Below are 15,644 nucleotides of genomic sequence, written 5' to 3'. Positions count from 1 at the left end.
AGGTGCGATAGCGCTTCCTGACCGTCAGTATTTCGACTGATGTCTTGAATGTTTCGAGTAGGGCATTTCCCACCACCAATCGAGGTTCTCTGAAGCCGCATGCCTGCCGAGATCCGCACGGCCCGCGCGTCTGACGTCGATGATCTCGCCGCCATAGAGAAAGCCGTTTTCTCGAGCGACCGTATTTCCCGCCGCTCCTTCCGCCTGTTCATCGAACGTGAAACCGCCGAGACGCTGGTCGCCGAAGTCGATGGCCGCGTGGCCGGCTATGCGATCGTGCTGTTTCGCAAGGGCAGTGGGGTCGCGCGCCTCTACTCGATCGCCACCGGTCCGTTTTTCGGTGGGCTTGGTGTGGGCCGCATGCTGCTCGGATCCGCCGAAGAGGGCGCTTTCGAGCATGGCCGCATGATGCTGCGTCTCGAGGTGCGCGAGGACAACAGCCGCGCGATCCGCATCTACGAACAGGCCGGCTATCGCAAGATCGGCCGCGAACCCGGCTACTATGAGGATGGCGAGACGGCGCTGCGCTACGAAAAGACCTTGCGCGGCGACGTTCCGATCGCCACCAAAGTGCCATTCTATCAGCAGACATGCGAATTCACTTGCGGCCCGTGCTGCCTGATGATGGCCATGGCCAACTTCGATCGCGGCTTCGTGCCGGATCCGGTCATGGAAATTCGCCTGTGGCGCGAGGCGACGACCGTGTTCATGATGTCGGGGCCAGGCGGGTGCGAGCCGTTCGGTCTTGCTGTCTCGGGGTACGAAAGCGGGCTTGCGGCGGAGATCTACGTCTCCTTCTACGGCGCGCTGTTCCTGCAATCGGTGCGCAGCGAGGACAAGCGCCGGGTGATGGAACTGGCCCAGGTTGACTTTCGCCGGCGCGCGGAACTTTACGGCATCCCGGTGAATTACCGTCCGTTCACCATCGACGATATCAGGGCCGCGATCGCTGGGGGAAAACTGGTGCTGGTGCTGATCAGCGGCTTCCTGATGTTCGGCAAGAAGGTGCCGCATTGGGTGCTGGCGATCGGCGATGACGGCGACCATATCCTGATCCACGACCCTTGGGTCGAGGACGAAAGACAGGAGACCATCCTTGATGCCGCCAACATTCCCGTGCCTTACGGCATCTTCATGAACATGGCGCAGTTTGGCCGCGACGGACTGCGTGCCGCCATCACTCTGGGAAAGCGCTGATAACAATGACCTGGGTTATTCTTACAGGCAGGCAGAGCGATCTCGACCAGGTGGCGACACCACACAAGATCATCACCAATCGCGACTATCTCGCGCATCCGTCGCTGTTTCGCGGCCAGCGGCCGAAGGTCATCAACCTCTCGAACAACTACGCCTACCAGAGCCGAGGCTACTATGCCTCGCTGCTGGCCAGCTCGCGCGGCCACAAGGTGATCCCGACCGTCGAGACGATGATCGACCTGTCGGAGCGCAAGCTCTATGAGCACGCGCTGCCGGAACTGGAGCTTGCGCTCAACAAATGCCGCAAGGACCTCGGCGGCGCCTTCCCGCAAAAAGTCTGCATCTTCTTCGGCATCGGCCCGTCGAAAATCTGGGACCGTTTCGCCAAGCTGTTGTTCGACTGGTTCCGCGCGCCGGCGCTCGAGGTCCACATCAAGGACAGCGCCGAATGGGCCTCGATCCGCAAGATCGGCTTCCATCCGCTGGCGCGCATGACCGAGGATGAGGAAAAAAGCTTCATCCAGTGCCTGGAGACCTACACCAACCGCGAGTGGCGCGACACCAAGGGCCGCACGCCGGCACGCTACACCTTCGCCACGCTGGTCGATCCGCATGAGGAATTGCCGCCCTCGGAGATATCGTCGCTGCGCTACTGGGCCAAGATCGCGGAGAAGATGGGCGTCGAAATCGAGCCGATCACCAAGCGGGACCTCGCCAAGCTCGCCAATTACGACGCGCTGTTCATCCGCGAGACGACCTCGATCTCCAACCACACCTATCGTTTCGCCCGCCGCGCTCAGCAGGAAGGCATGCCGGTCATCGACGATCCGCTGTCGATGATCCGCTGCACCAACAAGGTCTATCTCAACGAGCTGATGGCCTACAACAAGGTCCCGGTGCCGCCGACGGTGATGATCGCCGGCACTTCGGATCTCGAACTGGCGGCGCAGACACTGAGCTTTCCGCTGGTGCTGAAGATCCCGGATTCGTCATTCTCGCGCGGCGTCAAGAAATGCGCCAATTTCGAGGAACTGAAGACGCTCGCCACCGAATGGCTGGAGGATTCCGACCTTCTGATCGCGCAGAAATTCATCCCGACCGAATATGACTGGCGCGTCGGCGTGCTCGGCGGCCAGCCATTGTTTGCCGTGCACTACCTGATGGCCAAGAAGCACTGGCAGATCGTCAACCACAAGGCCAACGGCAAACCCGACCAGGGCGGCATCAAGACCTTCACGCTGAAGGAAACGCCAGCGCATGTCGTCGAGACGGCGGTGAAGGCGGCGCGCTGTATCGGTGACGGGCTCTATGGCGTCGACCTCAAGGAAACCAAGGACGGAGTCTTCGTCATCGAGGTCAACGACAACCCGAACCTCGACCATGGCTGGGAGGATTCCGGCGAGAAGGACGAGGTCTGGGTGCGGCTGACGCAGTGGTTCCTGGAGCGGCTGGATCGGCCGGGGCGGTAATTTGATCGGGGAAAAGATGCTGAGGATTTTGCCGGCTGCGATCGCAAGGAGATCTACCGCCGCTTTCGCGACCGGGGCCGCCTGAAGCCGGACGAACTCCGCGTGCACCACATCGCCGCTGACATAAGCCACATAGGGCTACCTTTACCCATTGCAGAAATCCTGGTTTTTGGAGAGGGTTTTGCCAGGATGAGTTATCGAATTCTCAGGCTGAACCGAGACCATGGATCATCGCGACGTAATTTCATCGTTGACGCAGGAAGAGCGCAACCGCCTGACCGCCAAGTCTGATGTCACGGGCCTCGGTCAGCTTGCCGCTCATTGGGGTGCGATCGTGATCATCGGATCGCTGATCGCGGCGAAGGTGCCGTTCTGGCCGCTGCTGATGCTGCCGCAGGGTATCCTGATCGTGTTCCTGTTCACGCTGCTGCACGAGACGGTTCATCGCACGGCTTTCGAAACGCAATGGCTGAACGATGCCGTGGCCCGGGTATGCGGCCTGGCGATCGCGCTGCCGGCGGACTGGTTTCGCTACTTCCACTTCGCCCATCATCGATACACGCAGGACCCGCGGAACGACCCGGAACTGGCCTTCCCCAAACCGGAGACATGGCGGCAGTATCTCGTCCACATATCCGGCATCCCTTTGTGGTGGGGCCATCTCAAGACGCTCTATGCCAACGCGATGGGGCGTGGCCGGGAAAGCTACGTTCCGCCCAAAGGCTATGACAAGGTGCGCATCGAGGCGCGCGCCATGATTGCCTTTTATGCCGTGGTTATTCTGTTGGCCGTCTATTTCCGGCTCTCGGTGCTTCTCTATGTCTGGATCTTGCCCGCGCTGTTGGGACAGCCGTTTCTGCGCCTTTACCTCTTGGCCGAGCACGGCCGTTGTCCGTTCGTCGCCAACATGCTGGAAAACACCAGGACCACGCTGACCAACTGGCTGGTCCGCAAGCTGGCGTGGAACATGCCGTTCCATGCCGAGCATCACGCCTATCCCGGCGTGCCGTTTCATCAACTGCCGCGGTTTCATGCGCTGATCGAGCGGCATTTGAAGGTGATCGAGCCGGGCTATGTCAGCTTCCACGGCAAATACATCGAGACACTGCGTTGATGATGGCCGACCTCAGCCGGTCTGGCTGTGCAAGGCACGAGATTTCAAGAGACGCTGAATATCCGCCGCCTTTGACGGCACGCCGATCAGATAGCCCTGCGCCTCGGTACAGCCAGCGCGGCGCAGGATGTCGAGCTGCGCCTCGGTCTCGACGCCCTCGGCGGTGACGGTGATGCCGAGTTCGGCACCCAGCCCGATGACGGTGCGAACGATCGCCTTGGTATCGCGATTGTCCAGGTCGTGGATGAACGAACGGTCGATCTTGATCTTGTCGACGGGAAAACGCCTGAGGTAACCGAGCGAGGAATAGCCGGTGCCGAAATCGTCCAGTGCGATGCGAATACCCAGTCCGCGCAACTGCCGTAATGTCCTCAGCACGGCTTCACTCTCGTCCATCAGCACGGTTTCGGTGATTTCCAGTTCCAGCTGGCCGGCGGATACGCTGGAAAAGGCGAGAGCCGAGATAACGCTGCGGGCAAAGCCGCCGCTTTTGAGCTGCACGGCCGAGACATTGACCGCGATGCGCAGGCCCGCGGGCCAGCTTGCCGCAGCGGTGCAAGCCTTCCTCAACGCCCACTCGCCTAGCGGCACGATCAGTCCGGTTTCTTCGGCGACCGGAATGAACTTGTCCGGCGCCACCGTGCCCCGCTCCGGCGAATGCCAGCGCATCAAGGCTTCGGCACCGACGATCTCACCGGAGGCGATGTTCATGATGGGCTGGAAATCGAGATCGAATTCCTGACGCGGCAGCGCTGCCTCGAGGTCGGTCTCGAGGGCGCGTCGTGCCAGCACCATGGCGTCCATTCCGGGCTCGAAGAAGCGATACAGGTTGCGCCCTTCGCTCTTCGCTCGGTAGAGCGCCGTATCGGCGTTTTTCAACAGCGTATCGGCGTCGTTGCCATCGTCAGGGAAGACGGCGATGCCCAGGCTGATGCCGACATGCATGTCCCGGTTCTTATAGCGGAACGGTTTTGCGATTGCCTCGACGATCCGCTTTGCCAGTTTCTCGGCATCGGCGATGCGCTTGAGATTGAACTCGATGATGACGAATTCGTCGCCACCGAAACGGGCGACGATGTCTGTGTCATTGCGCAGGCAACGCTGCAGCCTGTCGGCCACGCTCTTCAGCAGCCAGTCGCCGGCCGGATGGCCCCAAGTGTCGTTGATGGCCTTGAAGCGGTCGAGGTCGAGCGAGAAGATTGCCAGCGACGTGGCCGCCGGGTCTTCCAACGCAAGCTCGAGCCGTTCGCGAAACATCTGGCGGTTGGGCAACCCGGTCAGCGTGTCGTGATGCGCAAGATGCGTCATGCGCTCTTCGGCGCGGCGGCGTTCGGTGACGTCGTCGAAAGTCGCAACCCAGCCGCCGCCGCCCATCGGCTGGCGTGTGACCAGAATCGTCCTGCCGTCGGAAAGATGCCGATACGCCGAATGCATTTTTCCCGCCACCAGGCAGGCTTCGGTTTTGGCGACTTCGCTGTCGACATCGATCTTCGTATAGATGCCGAGTTCCAGCAATCGTTCGAGCGCGTCGCGGTGCGTCGTTCCGAGCGGGAAGTCCGCCGCGGTGACGTTGTAGAGCTCGAGGAAACGCCCGTTGCGCACGATCATCTTGCCGTCGGCGTCGTACATCAGCAGGCCTTGCGACATATTGGCTAGCGCGGCGTCGAAGCGGCGGTGCTGCTCCTTGAGCTCTTGTTCGGCGCGCCGCTGTTCGGTGATGTCCTCGTAGATCGAGACCCAGCCTCCCAGAGCCAGCGGGCGATGCGAGATGTTGATGATGCGACCATCCGACAACGTCTCCTCATAGGTCGAGGGTTTCGCCTGGTCGATATAGGGCTTGCGGATGGCGTAGAGCTCATCGGCGCTTTCCGAGGCGATGCCCATGTCGACGCTATGGCGCAGAATGTCGAGAAATCGGATGCCGGGCCGTATCACCTTGGCGTCGAGGCAGAAGATGTTGATATAATTGCCGTTGCAGATGATCATCCGCTCGTCGGCGTCGAACATGCACAGGCCATGCGACATATTTTCGACCGCAGCCAAAAAACGCTCGTTCTGTTCGCGCAGTTCGTCTTCCATATGGCGCGAGCGATCCATGCCTTCGGCCTCCCGTTCAGGGACGGCCGAACCACCCTTGGCATCAGCGACGGGCATGAGGCGCCTGCGGATCGTGATCGAAAGAGCTACTGTGGTCGCCGCCGGTTAATTTAGCGTTTTTAGCCGACCGCGGGCGCCGAAGCCTGATGCCGCGACCTCTCGATCGCGGAAAACCGCTTCAGGAACGCATTCTGCGCCCAGGTCACCGAGCGTGGCGTGAAATCGAAGCGGTCGGCATTGAAGCCGCGCGGACGGCCGAAGAACTCGGTCGCCTCGGCGGTCGAAAAGCCAGCGAGCAGCGTCGCCTCGAAATAGGCGGCGATCTGGTCGGCGCGCTTGATCTCCTTGCGCAGCGCGGCAGCTGGTTCGGGCGGCAGCGAGAAGCGCAGATGGATGGCGCGCTGCAACCGCAACTCACAATCCTTGTAGCTGCCGCCCATCACCGATTTGAACGGCGAGATCATGTCGCCGATGACATATTCGGGGGCGTCGTGCAGCAGCGCCGCCAGCCGGGCGTCGGCCGAAGCCTCAGGCATCAGGTCGCAGAACAGCGCCTCCACCAGCAGCGAGTGCTGGGCAACCGAAAAGGCATGTTCGCCGCTGGTCTGGCCGTTCCAGCGGGCAACGCGAGCGAGCCCATGCGCAATGTCTGAAATCTCTATGTCGAGCGGTGAAGGGTCGAGCAGGTCGAGCCGGCGGCCCGACAGCATGCGCTGCCAGGCGCGTGCCGGCGCGCCGACGCGGTCGGCCGCCATCAGGCCTCCTCCGCGCTGACGGCTTCCTGCGGGAAGGCGAATTTTGCCCAGACCGGGATGGCGAGTGAAACGGTGGCGTCCCCAGCCATGATCGCCTGGCCGGCGTCGAGCGCCGCCTTGACCCGGTCGATGCGGGCAATGGCGAGGCCTGTCGCGCTGACGGTCGAGCCGAGCGTGCCAACCGGCCGTCCCGCGACGGTTAGCTCGGTGCCCGGCGCGGGCAGGGGCCTGTCGGCCGAAACAATCAGCACGCGCCGCCTGGCCGTGCCGCGATGCTGCATGCGCGAGACGACCTCCTGGCCGACATAGCAGCCCTTCTTGAAGCCGATACCGCCGGTTTCGTCGAGCAGCACGTCATGCGGGAAGGCTTCTCCAAGCTGGTAGTCGCTGCCGCTTTCGGCAATGCCGGCGGCGATGCGGAATGCACGCCACGCGGCAAGGTCGCCGCGCTCTTCAGTTTCGCCATAGGAACGAGTGACGGCGCCGTTGCGAAAGCGCGTGTCGACGGCCGCCGTTGAATCAGATTGTGAGGGCGTTGATTCAGGTCCCCACGCGACGGTGACAAGCGCCTGATCGGATTTGGCAATCTCGACCTTGGCGCGCAGTTTGTAGAGCGTCAGCCGGCGCATGAAATCGTCTGAGATATCGGCACGGCATTCGAGCCGGAATGCATTCTCGCCGGCGCGTAAGATGAGGAAATCGAACAGGATCTTGCCTTGCGGCGTCAGCAGCGCGCCAGGCTTGGCTTCGCCGGGAGCCAATATGTCGAGATCGGTGGTCAGGATGTTCTGCAAAAAATGCTCGGCATCCGGGCCTGATACGGAAATGAGGGCACGATCTTTGAGCTGGGCAAAGGGCATGGGCGGAAAAGCAGCCTGATCTTGCAAAATGGTCGGCCTTTACGTAAGCCGCTGGCACTCCCCCCGCAAGAGAGCATGGCCATGATCTACGACCTCATCCTGACAGGCGGCACAGTGGTCAACCATGATGGCGAAGGGGCCCGCGATATCGGCGTGAAGGACGGGCGCATCGCCGCCATCGGCGATCTCCGCCAGGCCTCGGCCGGCGAGACGATCGACTGCCGCGGCCTGCACATCCTGCCGGGTGTCGTCGACAGCCAGGTGCATTTTCGTGAACCTGGACTGGAGCACAAGGAAGATTTGGAGACGGGTTCGCGCGCGGCGGTGCTGGGCGGTGTCACCGCCGTGTTCGAAATGCCCAACACCAATCCACTGACCACCAGCGAGGCGGCTCTTGCCGACAAGGTTCGGCGCGGCAGTGGCCGCATGCATTGCGATTTCGCCTTCTGGGTCGGCGGCACCCGTGAGAACGCGAACGATGTTGGCGAGCTTGAGCGGCTGCCGGGCGCGGCCGGGATCAAGGTTTTCATGGGCTCGTCCACCGGCGACCTGCTGGTCGAGGACGACGAGGGCGTTGCATCGATCCTCAGAAACACGCGCCGACGCGCCGCCTTTCACTCGGAAGACGAATTCCGGTTGCGCGAACGTCTTGGCGAGCGCATCGAGGGCGATCCTTCATCGCACCCGGTCTGGCGCGACGAAATCGCTGCCTTGCGCTGCACCGAACGCCTCGTACGCATCGCGAAAAAAGTTCGCGCCCGCATCCACGTGCTGCATATCTCGACCGCCGAGGAGATCTTGTTCCTCGAACAGCACAAGGATGTCGCGACCTGCGAGGCGACACCGCATCATCTGACCCTGTCGGCGGACGATTACGCGCGGCTTGGCACGCTGATCCAGATGAACCCGCCGGTGCGCGCCGCGCGCCATCGCGATGGCGTCTGGCACGGCATCGCGCAAGGCATCGTCGACGTGCTCGGCTCCGACCACGCGCCGCACACGCTGGCCGAGAAGGCAAAGCCCTATCCGGCCTCGCCCTCGGGGATGACCGGGGTGCAGACGCTGGTGCCGATCATGCTCGACCACGTCAATGCGGGCCGGCTGACGCTGCAGCGCTTTGTCGACCTGTCCAGCCATGGCCCGCAACGCATCTTCGGCATGGCGAGAAAGGGCCGCATCGCCGCCGGCTACGACGCCGACCTCACCATTGTCGACATGAAGCGGCGCGAAACCATCACCAACGCGCAGGCCGGTTCGAAGGCAGGCTGGACACCTTATGATGGCAGGGAAGTGACAGGCTGGCCGGTCGGCACCGTCATCCGCGGCCGCCGCGTCATGTGGGAAGGCGAGATCGTCACGCCAGGGCAGGGCAGGGCTGTGGAGTTTTCCGAGGCTTTGGTGGGTTAGCTGTTTTCGCCCGCGTTGGATTTTTTAAGCGCGATCCACTAAGTTAGGAGGATTATGAACGTAGATATCGCGCCCATGGTTGTCCCCGCTGAGTTTCCGGAACTCCAGGTGCTTGCTTGGAACCGCGATGCTGCACGCCCGATCCCCGCCGAGGAGGCATTTGCGCTATACGAGCGGAATTGGCGTTTTGTTGATCAAAAGCGCCTTACGACGCGTGAAAAGCTGCTTATTCAGAGACTGGCGGACAAGTTCGGTCATGGCATCCTTTTGACCACTGTCTGAAGTTCCTTTCGCTCTCCTGATCCTACTCGCAGCTGGAACATCAACAGGACACACGGCGAGCGGAAACCATGACGAAATTCAAGAAACCTGAACATCGGATCATTGCCGAAGCCCTCGGGTTGATGGACCGGCATTTCCTGACCGCAAACCAGTGTTGGTTCGGCGGCGGAACGGCGATTGTCATGAAATTCGGTGAATTCCGGCGGTCACTGGATGTAGACTTCCTGTGTGCTGATGCCGACGGCTATCGCGAATTGCGGACCTTTGCAGTCGAACGCGGGATCAGGGCATTCTTCCCCAAACCCGTCGAAGCGGCTCGGGATTTCCAGATTGATCAGTATGGTTTGAGGACAGTCGTAAGACTACAGGGACAGCCTATCAAGTTCGAAGTCATTCGCGAAGGCCGCATCAAACTTCAAGGCCATTTCGATAGCGATCTGAATGTGCCCACCCTTGTTTCCGCAGATATGTTCGCCGAGAAGTTGCTGGCCAATGCCGATCGATGCCAGGACCGCGCAACCGCATATCGTGATGCTATCGATCTTGGAATGTTGATTGGCGCCTACGGCGAAATCCCGATCGAAGCGCTCGGTAAGGCGCAAACTGCTTACGGGCCAGACATTCAGCACAAGGTCGCATGGGTGGTGAACAAGCTTCAGGACAAGGACGAGCTACGCAACGCGGCCGACGTCCTGCAGATGGACGCCAGCGTGGCAGCCGATGCCATTTCGCTTCTTCGAAAGGAGGGCGCTCGCATATGGCTGGATGCCGGAATCGACGAGCGACCGCGTCGATAGCGGCCGGAGTTCAATCCCCGGCGACGAAGAAGGTCCATCGTCCCGTGGGCGTGATGCCGACACGGTAGAAGATATAGGCGCCGAACTGCTTCATGTCGTCGAAGTCGCCAGCGGTGACGATCTTGAACAGTTCGACCCGCTGCTTGGCATCCAGCTTGTCCAACGGCAGGGCGAAGAAATACGGCCACACATAGAGCTCTTCCGGCTTGCCGGCATCGAGGTGGACATAACCGGCGTTGAGCACCTCCTCGAGGATGGCCAGGATCTCCTGACCATCCGGATCACCGGAGAGACCCTTGAGGAAGGCGATGGCGTCGCCGTCTATGTCGGTCAGCGATATCTGCGTCATGCTGTCGCCGGTGCCGATCAAGGGCCGCAGCTTTTCGATGTCGCCGCCCTTGCAGGCCTCGACGATCAGATCGTGCATGCGCCGCACCGGTTCCGGCAGCTTGCCGAGATCGTAGACAACCTCGGGCACAGGCGTGTCCGGATCGACGCGCGGCCTGGTCACGCCGCCATCCGCCGGGCTGTCGGGCTCGGATTCGGCCGGAGCAGTCGGCTGGCTGGCCGGAGGCGGCGGCCCAACCGGGTTGGGCATTGGCACGGTGCTTCCTGGCGGCGACATGTCTTCGTCCGACGGCGGCGTGGCTGTTGGAGGGAGCTCTTCGCGCTTGATCTCGCTCAGCGCAAGAGCGGGGCTGCTGGCGAGGCACACAACCAGGGGAAGCTCGACACAGTAAGCGGCGAAGCAGATGCAAAGGACCAAGCCACGCGGCTTGCCTGACATCGAAAAATTCACTGCCCGTTTCTCCCTGCTTCCGGGCATGACGCCCGAGCGGCATTTTGCCGTCAAAGAACCGGACGTCGGTTCAGTGCCGCAGCCGTTCAGGTTCGAAGGCGCCAGCAATCACCTTTTCACGCATACGGTCGAGCAGGGCAAGGGCCGAGGTCTCGCCATTGGCACGCAACATCTCGCCGAAAGCGGTTTCGAGCGCCGCTTCGGCAATGATCTCGGGCTCTATGCCGGCGGAGAGACCTTCCGCCCAGGCCTCGCTGTGGCTTTCCACGGCGGTCAGGCGTTTTTCTTCCCTGACCAGCGCGTCGATGTCGTTGACACCATGTTCCATAAGCGAATGTCCACCCTTTCAAGCAGCGATCCGTCGGTGTGGATCAGGCCTGATCTGTTCATTTCACACGCATGGTCAATTAAGTATTTGTAAATACGACATTTTTTTGATCGTCTTTTACAAAGCCCGATTGCCTTGTGCGAAGCTGCGTTCAGCTCGAGTCAAACTTAGCCGATTGGGGCGGCCTGCGGGGCGAAAACCTTCAGTTTGAGTTAATTCCGCTTTCGCGCGGTAAGGTTTCGTTAATACTGTTGCAGAAGTGCCACATGAGGATTGCACCAAGATATCGCCTGGCACAAGCCGGAGATGTCGGTCGTCACCAGCAATGGTCCGAATAGTTGTTGATGAGCAACCGAAATGCCTAATTTCCGTAACGCGAGGCGATGTCGCGTGACAGCGTCTCGCCTTCCTTCATATAACGGCTGATGGCTTCGGTCGCCGAAGGGGTGCACTGCGTATAGATGCCGCCGAAGGAACGGTAGCCACGGTTGAAGCTGGCGATGAAGCGGGCGCGCCGCTCGGCGTCCGGATTTTCCGAATCAAGCAGCTTCTGCATCTCGACACGCCACTGGTCGCCTTTTTCGCCGCACAAATTGCGCAGGAAATGCAGCGACCCCAGAACTTCCGCCAGCCGCATTAGCCCGGGCTCGAACGGCGACTCGGCGCTGAGCGCAGGCCGCGTCGAGACAGCCGCGCTGACGACAAGACATATGGCAAGAAGTAGGGATGGACGGTTCATATCATAAGGTTCTCTGCCGAACGGCATAAACCGTTCTGGCTCGCCAAACAGCATAAGCCTTTGTGGCGAAACAATTTGTCGCCCGCAAGTCGATTTTCAGGACTGCGACGCGCCGGTTCCGCCGGGATTCAACAAGTCTTCGGCCACCGCGAATACCGAGCCTGCGAGCGGCAGTGCCGCCACCTCGCTGAGCGTGTAGAAGGCGGCCGTCTCGGCGTCGTCGCTGGCCACCGCCTCGCCGCCGGCATAGGCGGCGCCAAAGACCGTGAGGAGATAATCGACCGGGTGGCTGTCGTCCCTGCCGTCGATGTGGATTTCCCGAAGCGGGCGGTAATCGGTGGCCCGCAGGCCGGTCTCTTCCATCAGTTCGCGGGCGGCAGCCTGCTCCAGCGTCTCAGCGGGTTCGACCTTGCCACCTGGGAAGGCATAGAGCCCTTGCGAAGGTTGCCGGGCTCGCTTGACCAGTAGCACGGTGTCCGCGCGCACGACGGCGACCGAGACTGCCGGGAGTGTCTTGCGCGCTTCGTTCATGGATTCCCGATCAGGCGTATAGGCAGGTCTGTTGTGGACCGCCCAGCATGGGGAAGCTTTAGCGGTTGCGCAACGCCGGTTCCATTGCCACTTTCAAACCGGATCATTCGGCCGAACCATTCGAGGGCACCAATCGACCATGTGCGGACGTTTTGCCTTGACCGCGACGCCGGACCAGACCGCCGCCCTGCTGGGCTTGGCCGAACTGGAGGAGTTCCCGGCGCGCTACAACATCGCGCCGACACAGCCGGTCCTGATGGCGATCGCCGGCGCTCCGCGGGCGCCGGGCTCGAATCTGCCGGGCCGGCAGCCAATGTTGGTGCGCTGGGGGCTGATCCCGACCTGGGTCAAGGACACCAGGGAGTTTCCACTGCTGTTCAACGCGCGCTCCGAAGGAGCCGCCGAAAAGGCCTCGTTCAAAGCGGCCATGCGCCATCGCCGTGCTTTGGTGCCCGCCTCCGGCTTCTACGAATGGCGGCAAACCGGCGGCAAGAAAGGACAACCCTATTGGATCCGGCCGAGGCATGGCGGGTTGGTCGCCTTTGCCGGCCTGATCGAGACCTATGCCGAGCCGGGCGGTTCGGAGATGGACACCGGTGCCATACTGACCGTCAACGCCAATGCCGACATCGCCCATATCCACGACCGCATGCCGGTGGTGATCGATCCCAGGGATTTCGCCCGCTGGCTGGAATGCCGCACGCTCGAGCCACGCGATGTAGCCGACCTGTTGCGGCCGGCACAGCCGGATTTTTTCGAGGCAATTCCGGTCTCCGACCTCGTCAACAAGGTGTCCAACACTGGACCGGAAATTCAGGAGCGGGGCGAGATCGGGCCGGAGCCCGAGAAGGTCAAGCGCCAGAAGCCCGGCGCGGACGACAGTCAGATGACGTTGTTCTAGCTCAGCTGTTCTTCATAGGCGCATGTCAGCGCCCTCATGCCAGGCGCCTTTTGCGCCCGCCGCACACCGCCTCAGGCGGCGCGGGGCGATACGATCGTCTGTGCCGGCTTCTTCTTCTTCGCGGTGTGGAGAAGGGCGGCGACGATCGCGGCCGGACCGATTGCGCGGTAGTGGTTGGCCAGCGCCGGTTGCTTGGCGCGGTTGGATTCCTGCTTGCTGCGAGGCATGTCTCTCTTCCCAGGTAACATTTTCGTGTCCGCGTTTGATGGCCGATTCTGACCAAATCGTGACGCCCGCTGATCTAGCCGACGAATGTTTCATGACTGTGCCGACATGTTTAATAAAATGTTTCAGTGCATCATTACCTGTGATCCAGCGACGTTTTTGCCGAAACTAGCGACTTGACGGCAACACAAGCCAAGGCGATAAAGCCGCCCATGAAAACGTCTTTCGCCATTTGTGGCATTTGCATTATTGGCTAGCCTCGCGCTGGTCCGGACGTTTTCGCCTCATCTTCCCCAGATTGGACAAACGCCCCGGCCAGCAGGCTGGAATCCGATTTGCGCCTCGGCGCAAGACAGGTTCCATCCAAACAAAAAGTTCTGAACCGGGAAGGCACGAATGTCTGACGCATCGCAGGGCCTGCGCCTCTACAACACGCTGACGCGAGCGAAGGAGGATTTCGTCCCGATCGATGGGCGCAATGTGCGCATGTATGTCTGCGGCCCGACCGTCTATGACTTTGCCCATATCGGCAATGCCAGGCCGGTGATCGTCTTCGACGTGCTGTTTCGCATGCTGCGTCATGTCTATGGGCAGACGCACGTCACCTATGTGCGCAACATCACCGACGTCGACGACAAGATCAACGCGCGCGCCTTGCGGGATTTTGGCGGCGAGGTCGCTTCAGGCACGCTTTCGCTCAACGAAGCGATCCGGCGGGTCACCGAAAAGACCGCCGATCAGTTTCACCGCGACGTGGCGGTTCTTGGCTGCCTGGAGCCGACGGTCGAGCCGCGCGCCACCGAATTCGTCGAGCCCCGCGCTGATGGCAAGGTGGACATGATCACCCTGATTCAAAGCCTGATCGAACGCGGCCATGCCTATGTTGCCGCTGGCGAAGTCCTGTTCGACACGGCGTCGATGCCTGACTACGGCCAACTGTCGAAACGCAATCTCGACGAGCAGCAGGCCGGCGCTCGCGTCGCCGTGGACGCGCACAAGAAAAACCCCGGCGATTTTGTCCTCTGGAAGCTGTCGTCACCGGAGGAGCCCGGCTGGAATTCGCCATGGGGCAGGGGCCGGCCCGGCTGGCACATCGAATGCTCGGCGATGTCGGCCGCCTATCTCGGCGAGGTGTTCGACATCCACGGCGGAGGTCTCGACCTGATCTTCCCGCATCATGAGAACGAGATCGCCCAGTCGCGCTGCGCCCACGGCACCGATGTCATGGCCAACATCTGGATGCACAATGGCTTCCTGCAGGTCGAAGGCCAGAAAATGTCGAAGAGCCTCGGCAATTTCTACTCGATCAACGAACTCTTGGAGACCGAGACCTTCGGTGGCCGCAAATGGCCGGGTGAGGTGCTGCGGCTGGCGATGCTGATGACGCACTATCGCGAGCCCATCGACTTTTCCGTGCGCAAGCTGGAAGAGGCCGAGAACACGCTGCGCAAATGGAAGCGGGCGGCCGACCTGGCGCCGGCTGCGGCAGGTCAGTTGCCCGCGGAGGTTATAGATGCCTTGTCGGACGATCTCGCCACCTATGCCGCCTTCCAGCTTTTGACCCAGTTGGCCGGCGAGGCAGCGGACGGCAACGATGCGGCGGCCGCACTGAAGGCGTCGCTGCTGTTCCTCGGCTTCGATGTCGCGTCGGCCAAGGTTGATGAAGACCACGTCGCAAAGGCCATCGCCAAGCGTCTCGCATTCATCGCCGCCAAGAACTGGGTCGAAGCCGACCGCATCCGCGACGAACTGTTGGCACAAGGTATACAGTTGAAGGACGGCAAGGATCCGGTCACGGGCGAACGCATCACCACTTGGGAGGTGAAGCGGTGAGGGTGGCGCGAAACACTTTTGCAAGGTTGGCGGAGACGCTGGCGACAGCCGATCTCCCCCCTTGCGGGGGAGATGTCCGGCAGGACAGAGGGGGGTGTGAAGGAACGCCAGCGTTTCTGTTTGCCCACTCTCGTTTCGACCGTTTTCCGAAAAGGCAGCGGTCTCCAGTTGATAAGCGGGCGGGACAGCACCCCCCTCTGTCCTGCCGGACATCTCCCCCGCAAGGGGGGAGATCGGCCCTAGTCGCCGATTTCGCTAGTTGCCGGCGAAGGGGTGTTTGATGGGACACGATCTTGTTCCGCAACGACAC

Annotated in this window: 16 protein-coding genes; 8 read left to right on the top strand and 8 right to left on the bottom strand. The window is 61.5% G+C overall.

What is annotated here, in order from left to right; all coding sequences use genetic code 11:
• Positions 1 to 99: 99 nt before the first annotated feature.
• The 3 genes from NKG99_RS29520 (at position 100) to NKG99_RS29510 (ending at position 3,780) form a co-directional block, all read left to right on the top strand.
• On the top strand, positions 100 to 1,197 hold the full coding sequence (locus tag NKG99_RS29520; protein ID WP_352872681.1) for a peptidase C39 family protein: 1,098 nt from the start codon (positions 100 to 102) through the stop codon (positions 1,195 to 1,197).
• A 5-nt stretch (positions 1,198 to 1,202) separates the two neighbouring features.
• Complete coding sequence (locus NKG99_RS29515; protein WP_352872680.1) at positions 1,203 to 2,666, top strand: RimK family ATP-grasp domain-containing protein; 1,464 nt, start codon at positions 1,203 to 1,205, stop codon at positions 2,664 to 2,666.
• A 223-nt stretch (positions 2,667 to 2,889) separates the two neighbouring features.
• Positions 2,890 to 3,780, top strand: a complete 891-nt coding sequence (locus tag NKG99_RS29510; protein WP_352872679.1) for a fatty acid desaturase family protein — start codon at positions 2,890 to 2,892, stop codon at positions 3,778 to 3,780.
• 12 nt (positions 3,781 to 3,792) lie between these two features.
• Here the strand turns inward: NKG99_RS29510 and NKG99_RS29505 are convergent, their stop codons facing one another.
• The 3 genes from NKG99_RS29505 to ygfZ all read right to left on the bottom strand — a co-directional run bounded on the left by NKG99_RS29505 (position 3,793) and on the right by ygfZ (position 7,492).
• Positions 3,793 to 5,934: a putative bifunctional diguanylate cyclase/phosphodiesterase gene (locus tag NKG99_RS29505; RefSeq protein WP_352872678.1), complete on the bottom strand. Its 2,142-nt coding sequence runs from the start codon at positions 5,932 to 5,934 to the stop codon at positions 3,793 to 3,795.
• A gap of 62 nt (positions 5,935 to 5,996) precedes the next feature.
• Complete coding sequence (locus tag NKG99_RS29500; protein ID WP_352872677.1) at positions 5,997 to 6,632, bottom strand: HD domain-containing protein; 636 nt, start codon at positions 6,630 to 6,632, stop codon at positions 5,997 to 5,999.
• Positions 6,632 to 7,492 (bottom strand): CAF17-like 4Fe-4S cluster assembly/insertion protein YgfZ, encoded by an 861-nt coding sequence (gene ygfZ / locus NKG99_RS29495; RefSeq protein ID WP_352872676.1) that lies wholly within the window; start codon positions 7,490 to 7,492, stop codon positions 6,632 to 6,634. The genes NKG99_RS29500 and ygfZ overlap by 1 nt, the downstream gene beginning before the upstream one ends.
• A gap of 75 nt (positions 7,493 to 7,567) precedes the next feature.
• On the opposite strand from ygfZ, the gene NKG99_RS29490 reads away from it, so the two are divergent.
• The 3 genes from NKG99_RS29490 (at position 7,568) to NKG99_RS29480 (ending at position 9,978) form a co-directional block, all read left to right on the top strand.
• A complete protein-coding gene (locus tag NKG99_RS29490; RefSeq protein ID WP_352872673.1) occupies positions 7,568 to 8,899 on the top strand; it encodes a dihydroorotase in 1,332 nt (443 codons plus the stop codon).
• A gap of 54 nt (positions 8,900 to 8,953) precedes the next feature.
• Positions 8,954 to 9,181: a hypothetical protein gene (locus NKG99_RS29485; RefSeq protein WP_352872672.1), complete on the top strand. Its 228-nt coding sequence runs from the start codon at positions 8,954 to 8,956 to the stop codon at positions 9,179 to 9,181.
• 68 nt (positions 9,182 to 9,249) lie between these two features.
• The gene (locus NKG99_RS29480; protein WP_352872671.1) at positions 9,250 to 9,978 is read left to right on the top strand and encodes a nucleotidyl transferase AbiEii/AbiGii toxin family protein; all 729 of its coding nucleotides are present in this window, start codon (positions 9,250 to 9,252) and stop codon (positions 9,976 to 9,978) included.
• Between the two features lie 10 nt (positions 9,979 to 9,988).
• On the opposite strand, the gene NKG99_RS29475 is transcribed toward NKG99_RS29480, so the two are convergent.
• The 4 genes from NKG99_RS29475 to NKG99_RS29460 form a co-directional block, all read right to left on the bottom strand.
• Positions 9,989 to 10,777, bottom strand: coding sequence for a hypothetical protein (locus tag NKG99_RS29475; RefSeq protein WP_352872669.1), 789 nt, complete (start codon positions 10,775 to 10,777; stop codon positions 9,989 to 9,991).
• Positions 10,778 to 10,847: 70 nt separating this feature from the next.
• Positions 10,848 to 11,105 carry a hypothetical protein gene (locus NKG99_RS29470; protein ID WP_008874920.1) on the bottom strand — a complete coding sequence of 86 codons (258 nt, stop codon included), beginning with the start codon at positions 11,103 to 11,105 and terminating at the stop codon, positions 10,848 to 10,850.
• A gap of 361 nt (positions 11,106 to 11,466) precedes the next feature.
• Positions 11,467 to 11,844: a TIGR02301 family protein gene (locus NKG99_RS29465; RefSeq protein WP_352872668.1), complete on the bottom strand. Its 378-nt coding sequence runs from the start codon at positions 11,842 to 11,844 to the stop codon at positions 11,467 to 11,469.
• Positions 11,845 to 11,940: 96 nt separating this feature from the next.
• Entirely contained in the window at positions 11,941 to 12,375 is a 435-nt protein-coding gene (locus NKG99_RS29460) for an NUDIX hydrolase (protein ID WP_352872667.1), read from the bottom strand.
• Between the two features lie 139 nt (positions 12,376 to 12,514).
• Here NKG99_RS29460 and NKG99_RS29455 point away from each other — a divergent pair, with 139 nt between their 5' ends.
• Complete coding sequence (locus tag NKG99_RS29455; RefSeq protein WP_352872666.1) at positions 12,515 to 13,276, top strand: SOS response-associated peptidase; 762 nt, start codon at positions 12,515 to 12,517, stop codon at positions 13,274 to 13,276.
• Positions 13,277 to 13,347: 71 nt separating this feature from the next.
• On the opposite strand, the gene NKG99_RS29450 is transcribed toward NKG99_RS29455, so the two are convergent.
• A complete protein-coding gene (locus NKG99_RS29450) occupies positions 13,348 to 13,503 on the bottom strand; it encodes a hypothetical protein (RefSeq protein ID WP_352872664.1) in 156 nt (51 codons plus the stop codon).
• A 394-nt stretch (positions 13,504 to 13,897) separates the two neighbouring features.
• Here NKG99_RS29450 and cysS point away from each other — a divergent pair, with 394 nt between their 5' ends.
• Complete coding sequence (gene cysS / locus NKG99_RS29445) at positions 13,898 to 15,334, top strand: cysteine--tRNA ligase (RefSeq protein WP_352872663.1); 1,437 nt, start codon at positions 13,898 to 13,900, stop codon at positions 15,332 to 15,334.
• The last annotated feature ends 310 nt before the right edge of the window (positions 15,335 to 15,644 follow it).

It is taken from the genome of Mesorhizobium sp. M1409, assembly GCF_040317535.1.
GTDB lineage: Bacteria > Pseudomonadota > Alphaproteobacteria > Rhizobiales > Rhizobiaceae > Mesorhizobium.
The sequence above is the reverse complement of the archived record's forward strand: the minus strand, read 5'-3'. Positions and strand labels throughout refer to the sequence as shown.

Coding starts and splice junctions, on each gene's coding strand:
- NKG99_RS29520 (WP_352872681.1), top strand. CDS start 100: ATGCCTGCCGAGATCCGCACGGCCCGCGCGTCTGACGTCGATGATCTC.
- NKG99_RS29510 (WP_352872679.1), top strand. CDS start 2,890: ATGGATCATCGCGACGTAATTTCATCGTTGACGCAGGAAGAGCGCAAC.
- NKG99_RS29490 (WP_352872673.1), top strand. CDS start 7,568: ATGGCCATGATCTACGACCTCATCCTGACAGGCGGCACAGTGGTCAAC.
- NKG99_RS29470 (WP_008874920.1), bottom strand. CDS start 11,105: ATGGAACATGGTGTCAACGACATCGACGCGCTGGTCAGGGAAGAAAAA.
- ygfZ (WP_352872676.1), bottom strand. CDS start 7,492: ATGCCCTTTGCCCAGCTCAAAGATCGTGCCCTCATTTCCGTATCAGGC.
- NKG99_RS29485 (WP_352872672.1), top strand. CDS start 8,954: ATGAACGTAGATATCGCGCCCATGGTTGTCCCCGCTGAGTTTCCGGAA.
- NKG99_RS29455 (WP_352872666.1), top strand. CDS start 12,515: ATGTGCGGACGTTTTGCCTTGACCGCGACGCCGGACCAGACCGCCGCC.
- NKG99_RS29460 (WP_352872667.1), bottom strand. CDS start 12,375: ATGAACGAAGCGCGCAAGACACTCCCGGCAGTCTCGGTCGCCGTCGTG.
- NKG99_RS29500 (WP_352872677.1), bottom strand. CDS start 6,632: ATGGCGGCCGACCGCGTCGGCGCGCCGGCACGCGCCTGGCAGCGCATG.
- NKG99_RS29515 (WP_352872680.1), top strand. CDS start 1,203: ATGACCTGGGTTATTCTTACAGGCAGGCAGAGCGATCTCGACCAGGTG.
- NKG99_RS29450 (WP_352872664.1), bottom strand. CDS start 13,503: ATGCCTCGCAGCAAGCAGGAATCCAACCGCGCCAAGCAACCGGCGCTG.
- NKG99_RS29465 (WP_352872668.1), bottom strand. CDS start 11,844: ATGAACCGTCCATCCCTACTTCTTGCCATATGTCTTGTCGTCAGCGCG.
- cysS (WP_352872663.1), top strand. CDS start 13,898: ATGTCTGACGCATCGCAGGGCCTGCGCCTCTACAACACGCTGACGCGA.
- NKG99_RS29480 (WP_352872671.1), top strand. CDS start 9,250: ATGACGAAATTCAAGAAACCTGAACATCGGATCATTGCCGAAGCCCTC.
- NKG99_RS29505 (WP_352872678.1), bottom strand. CDS start 5,934: ATGCCCGTCGCTGATGCCAAGGGTGGTTCGGCCGTCCCTGAACGGGAG.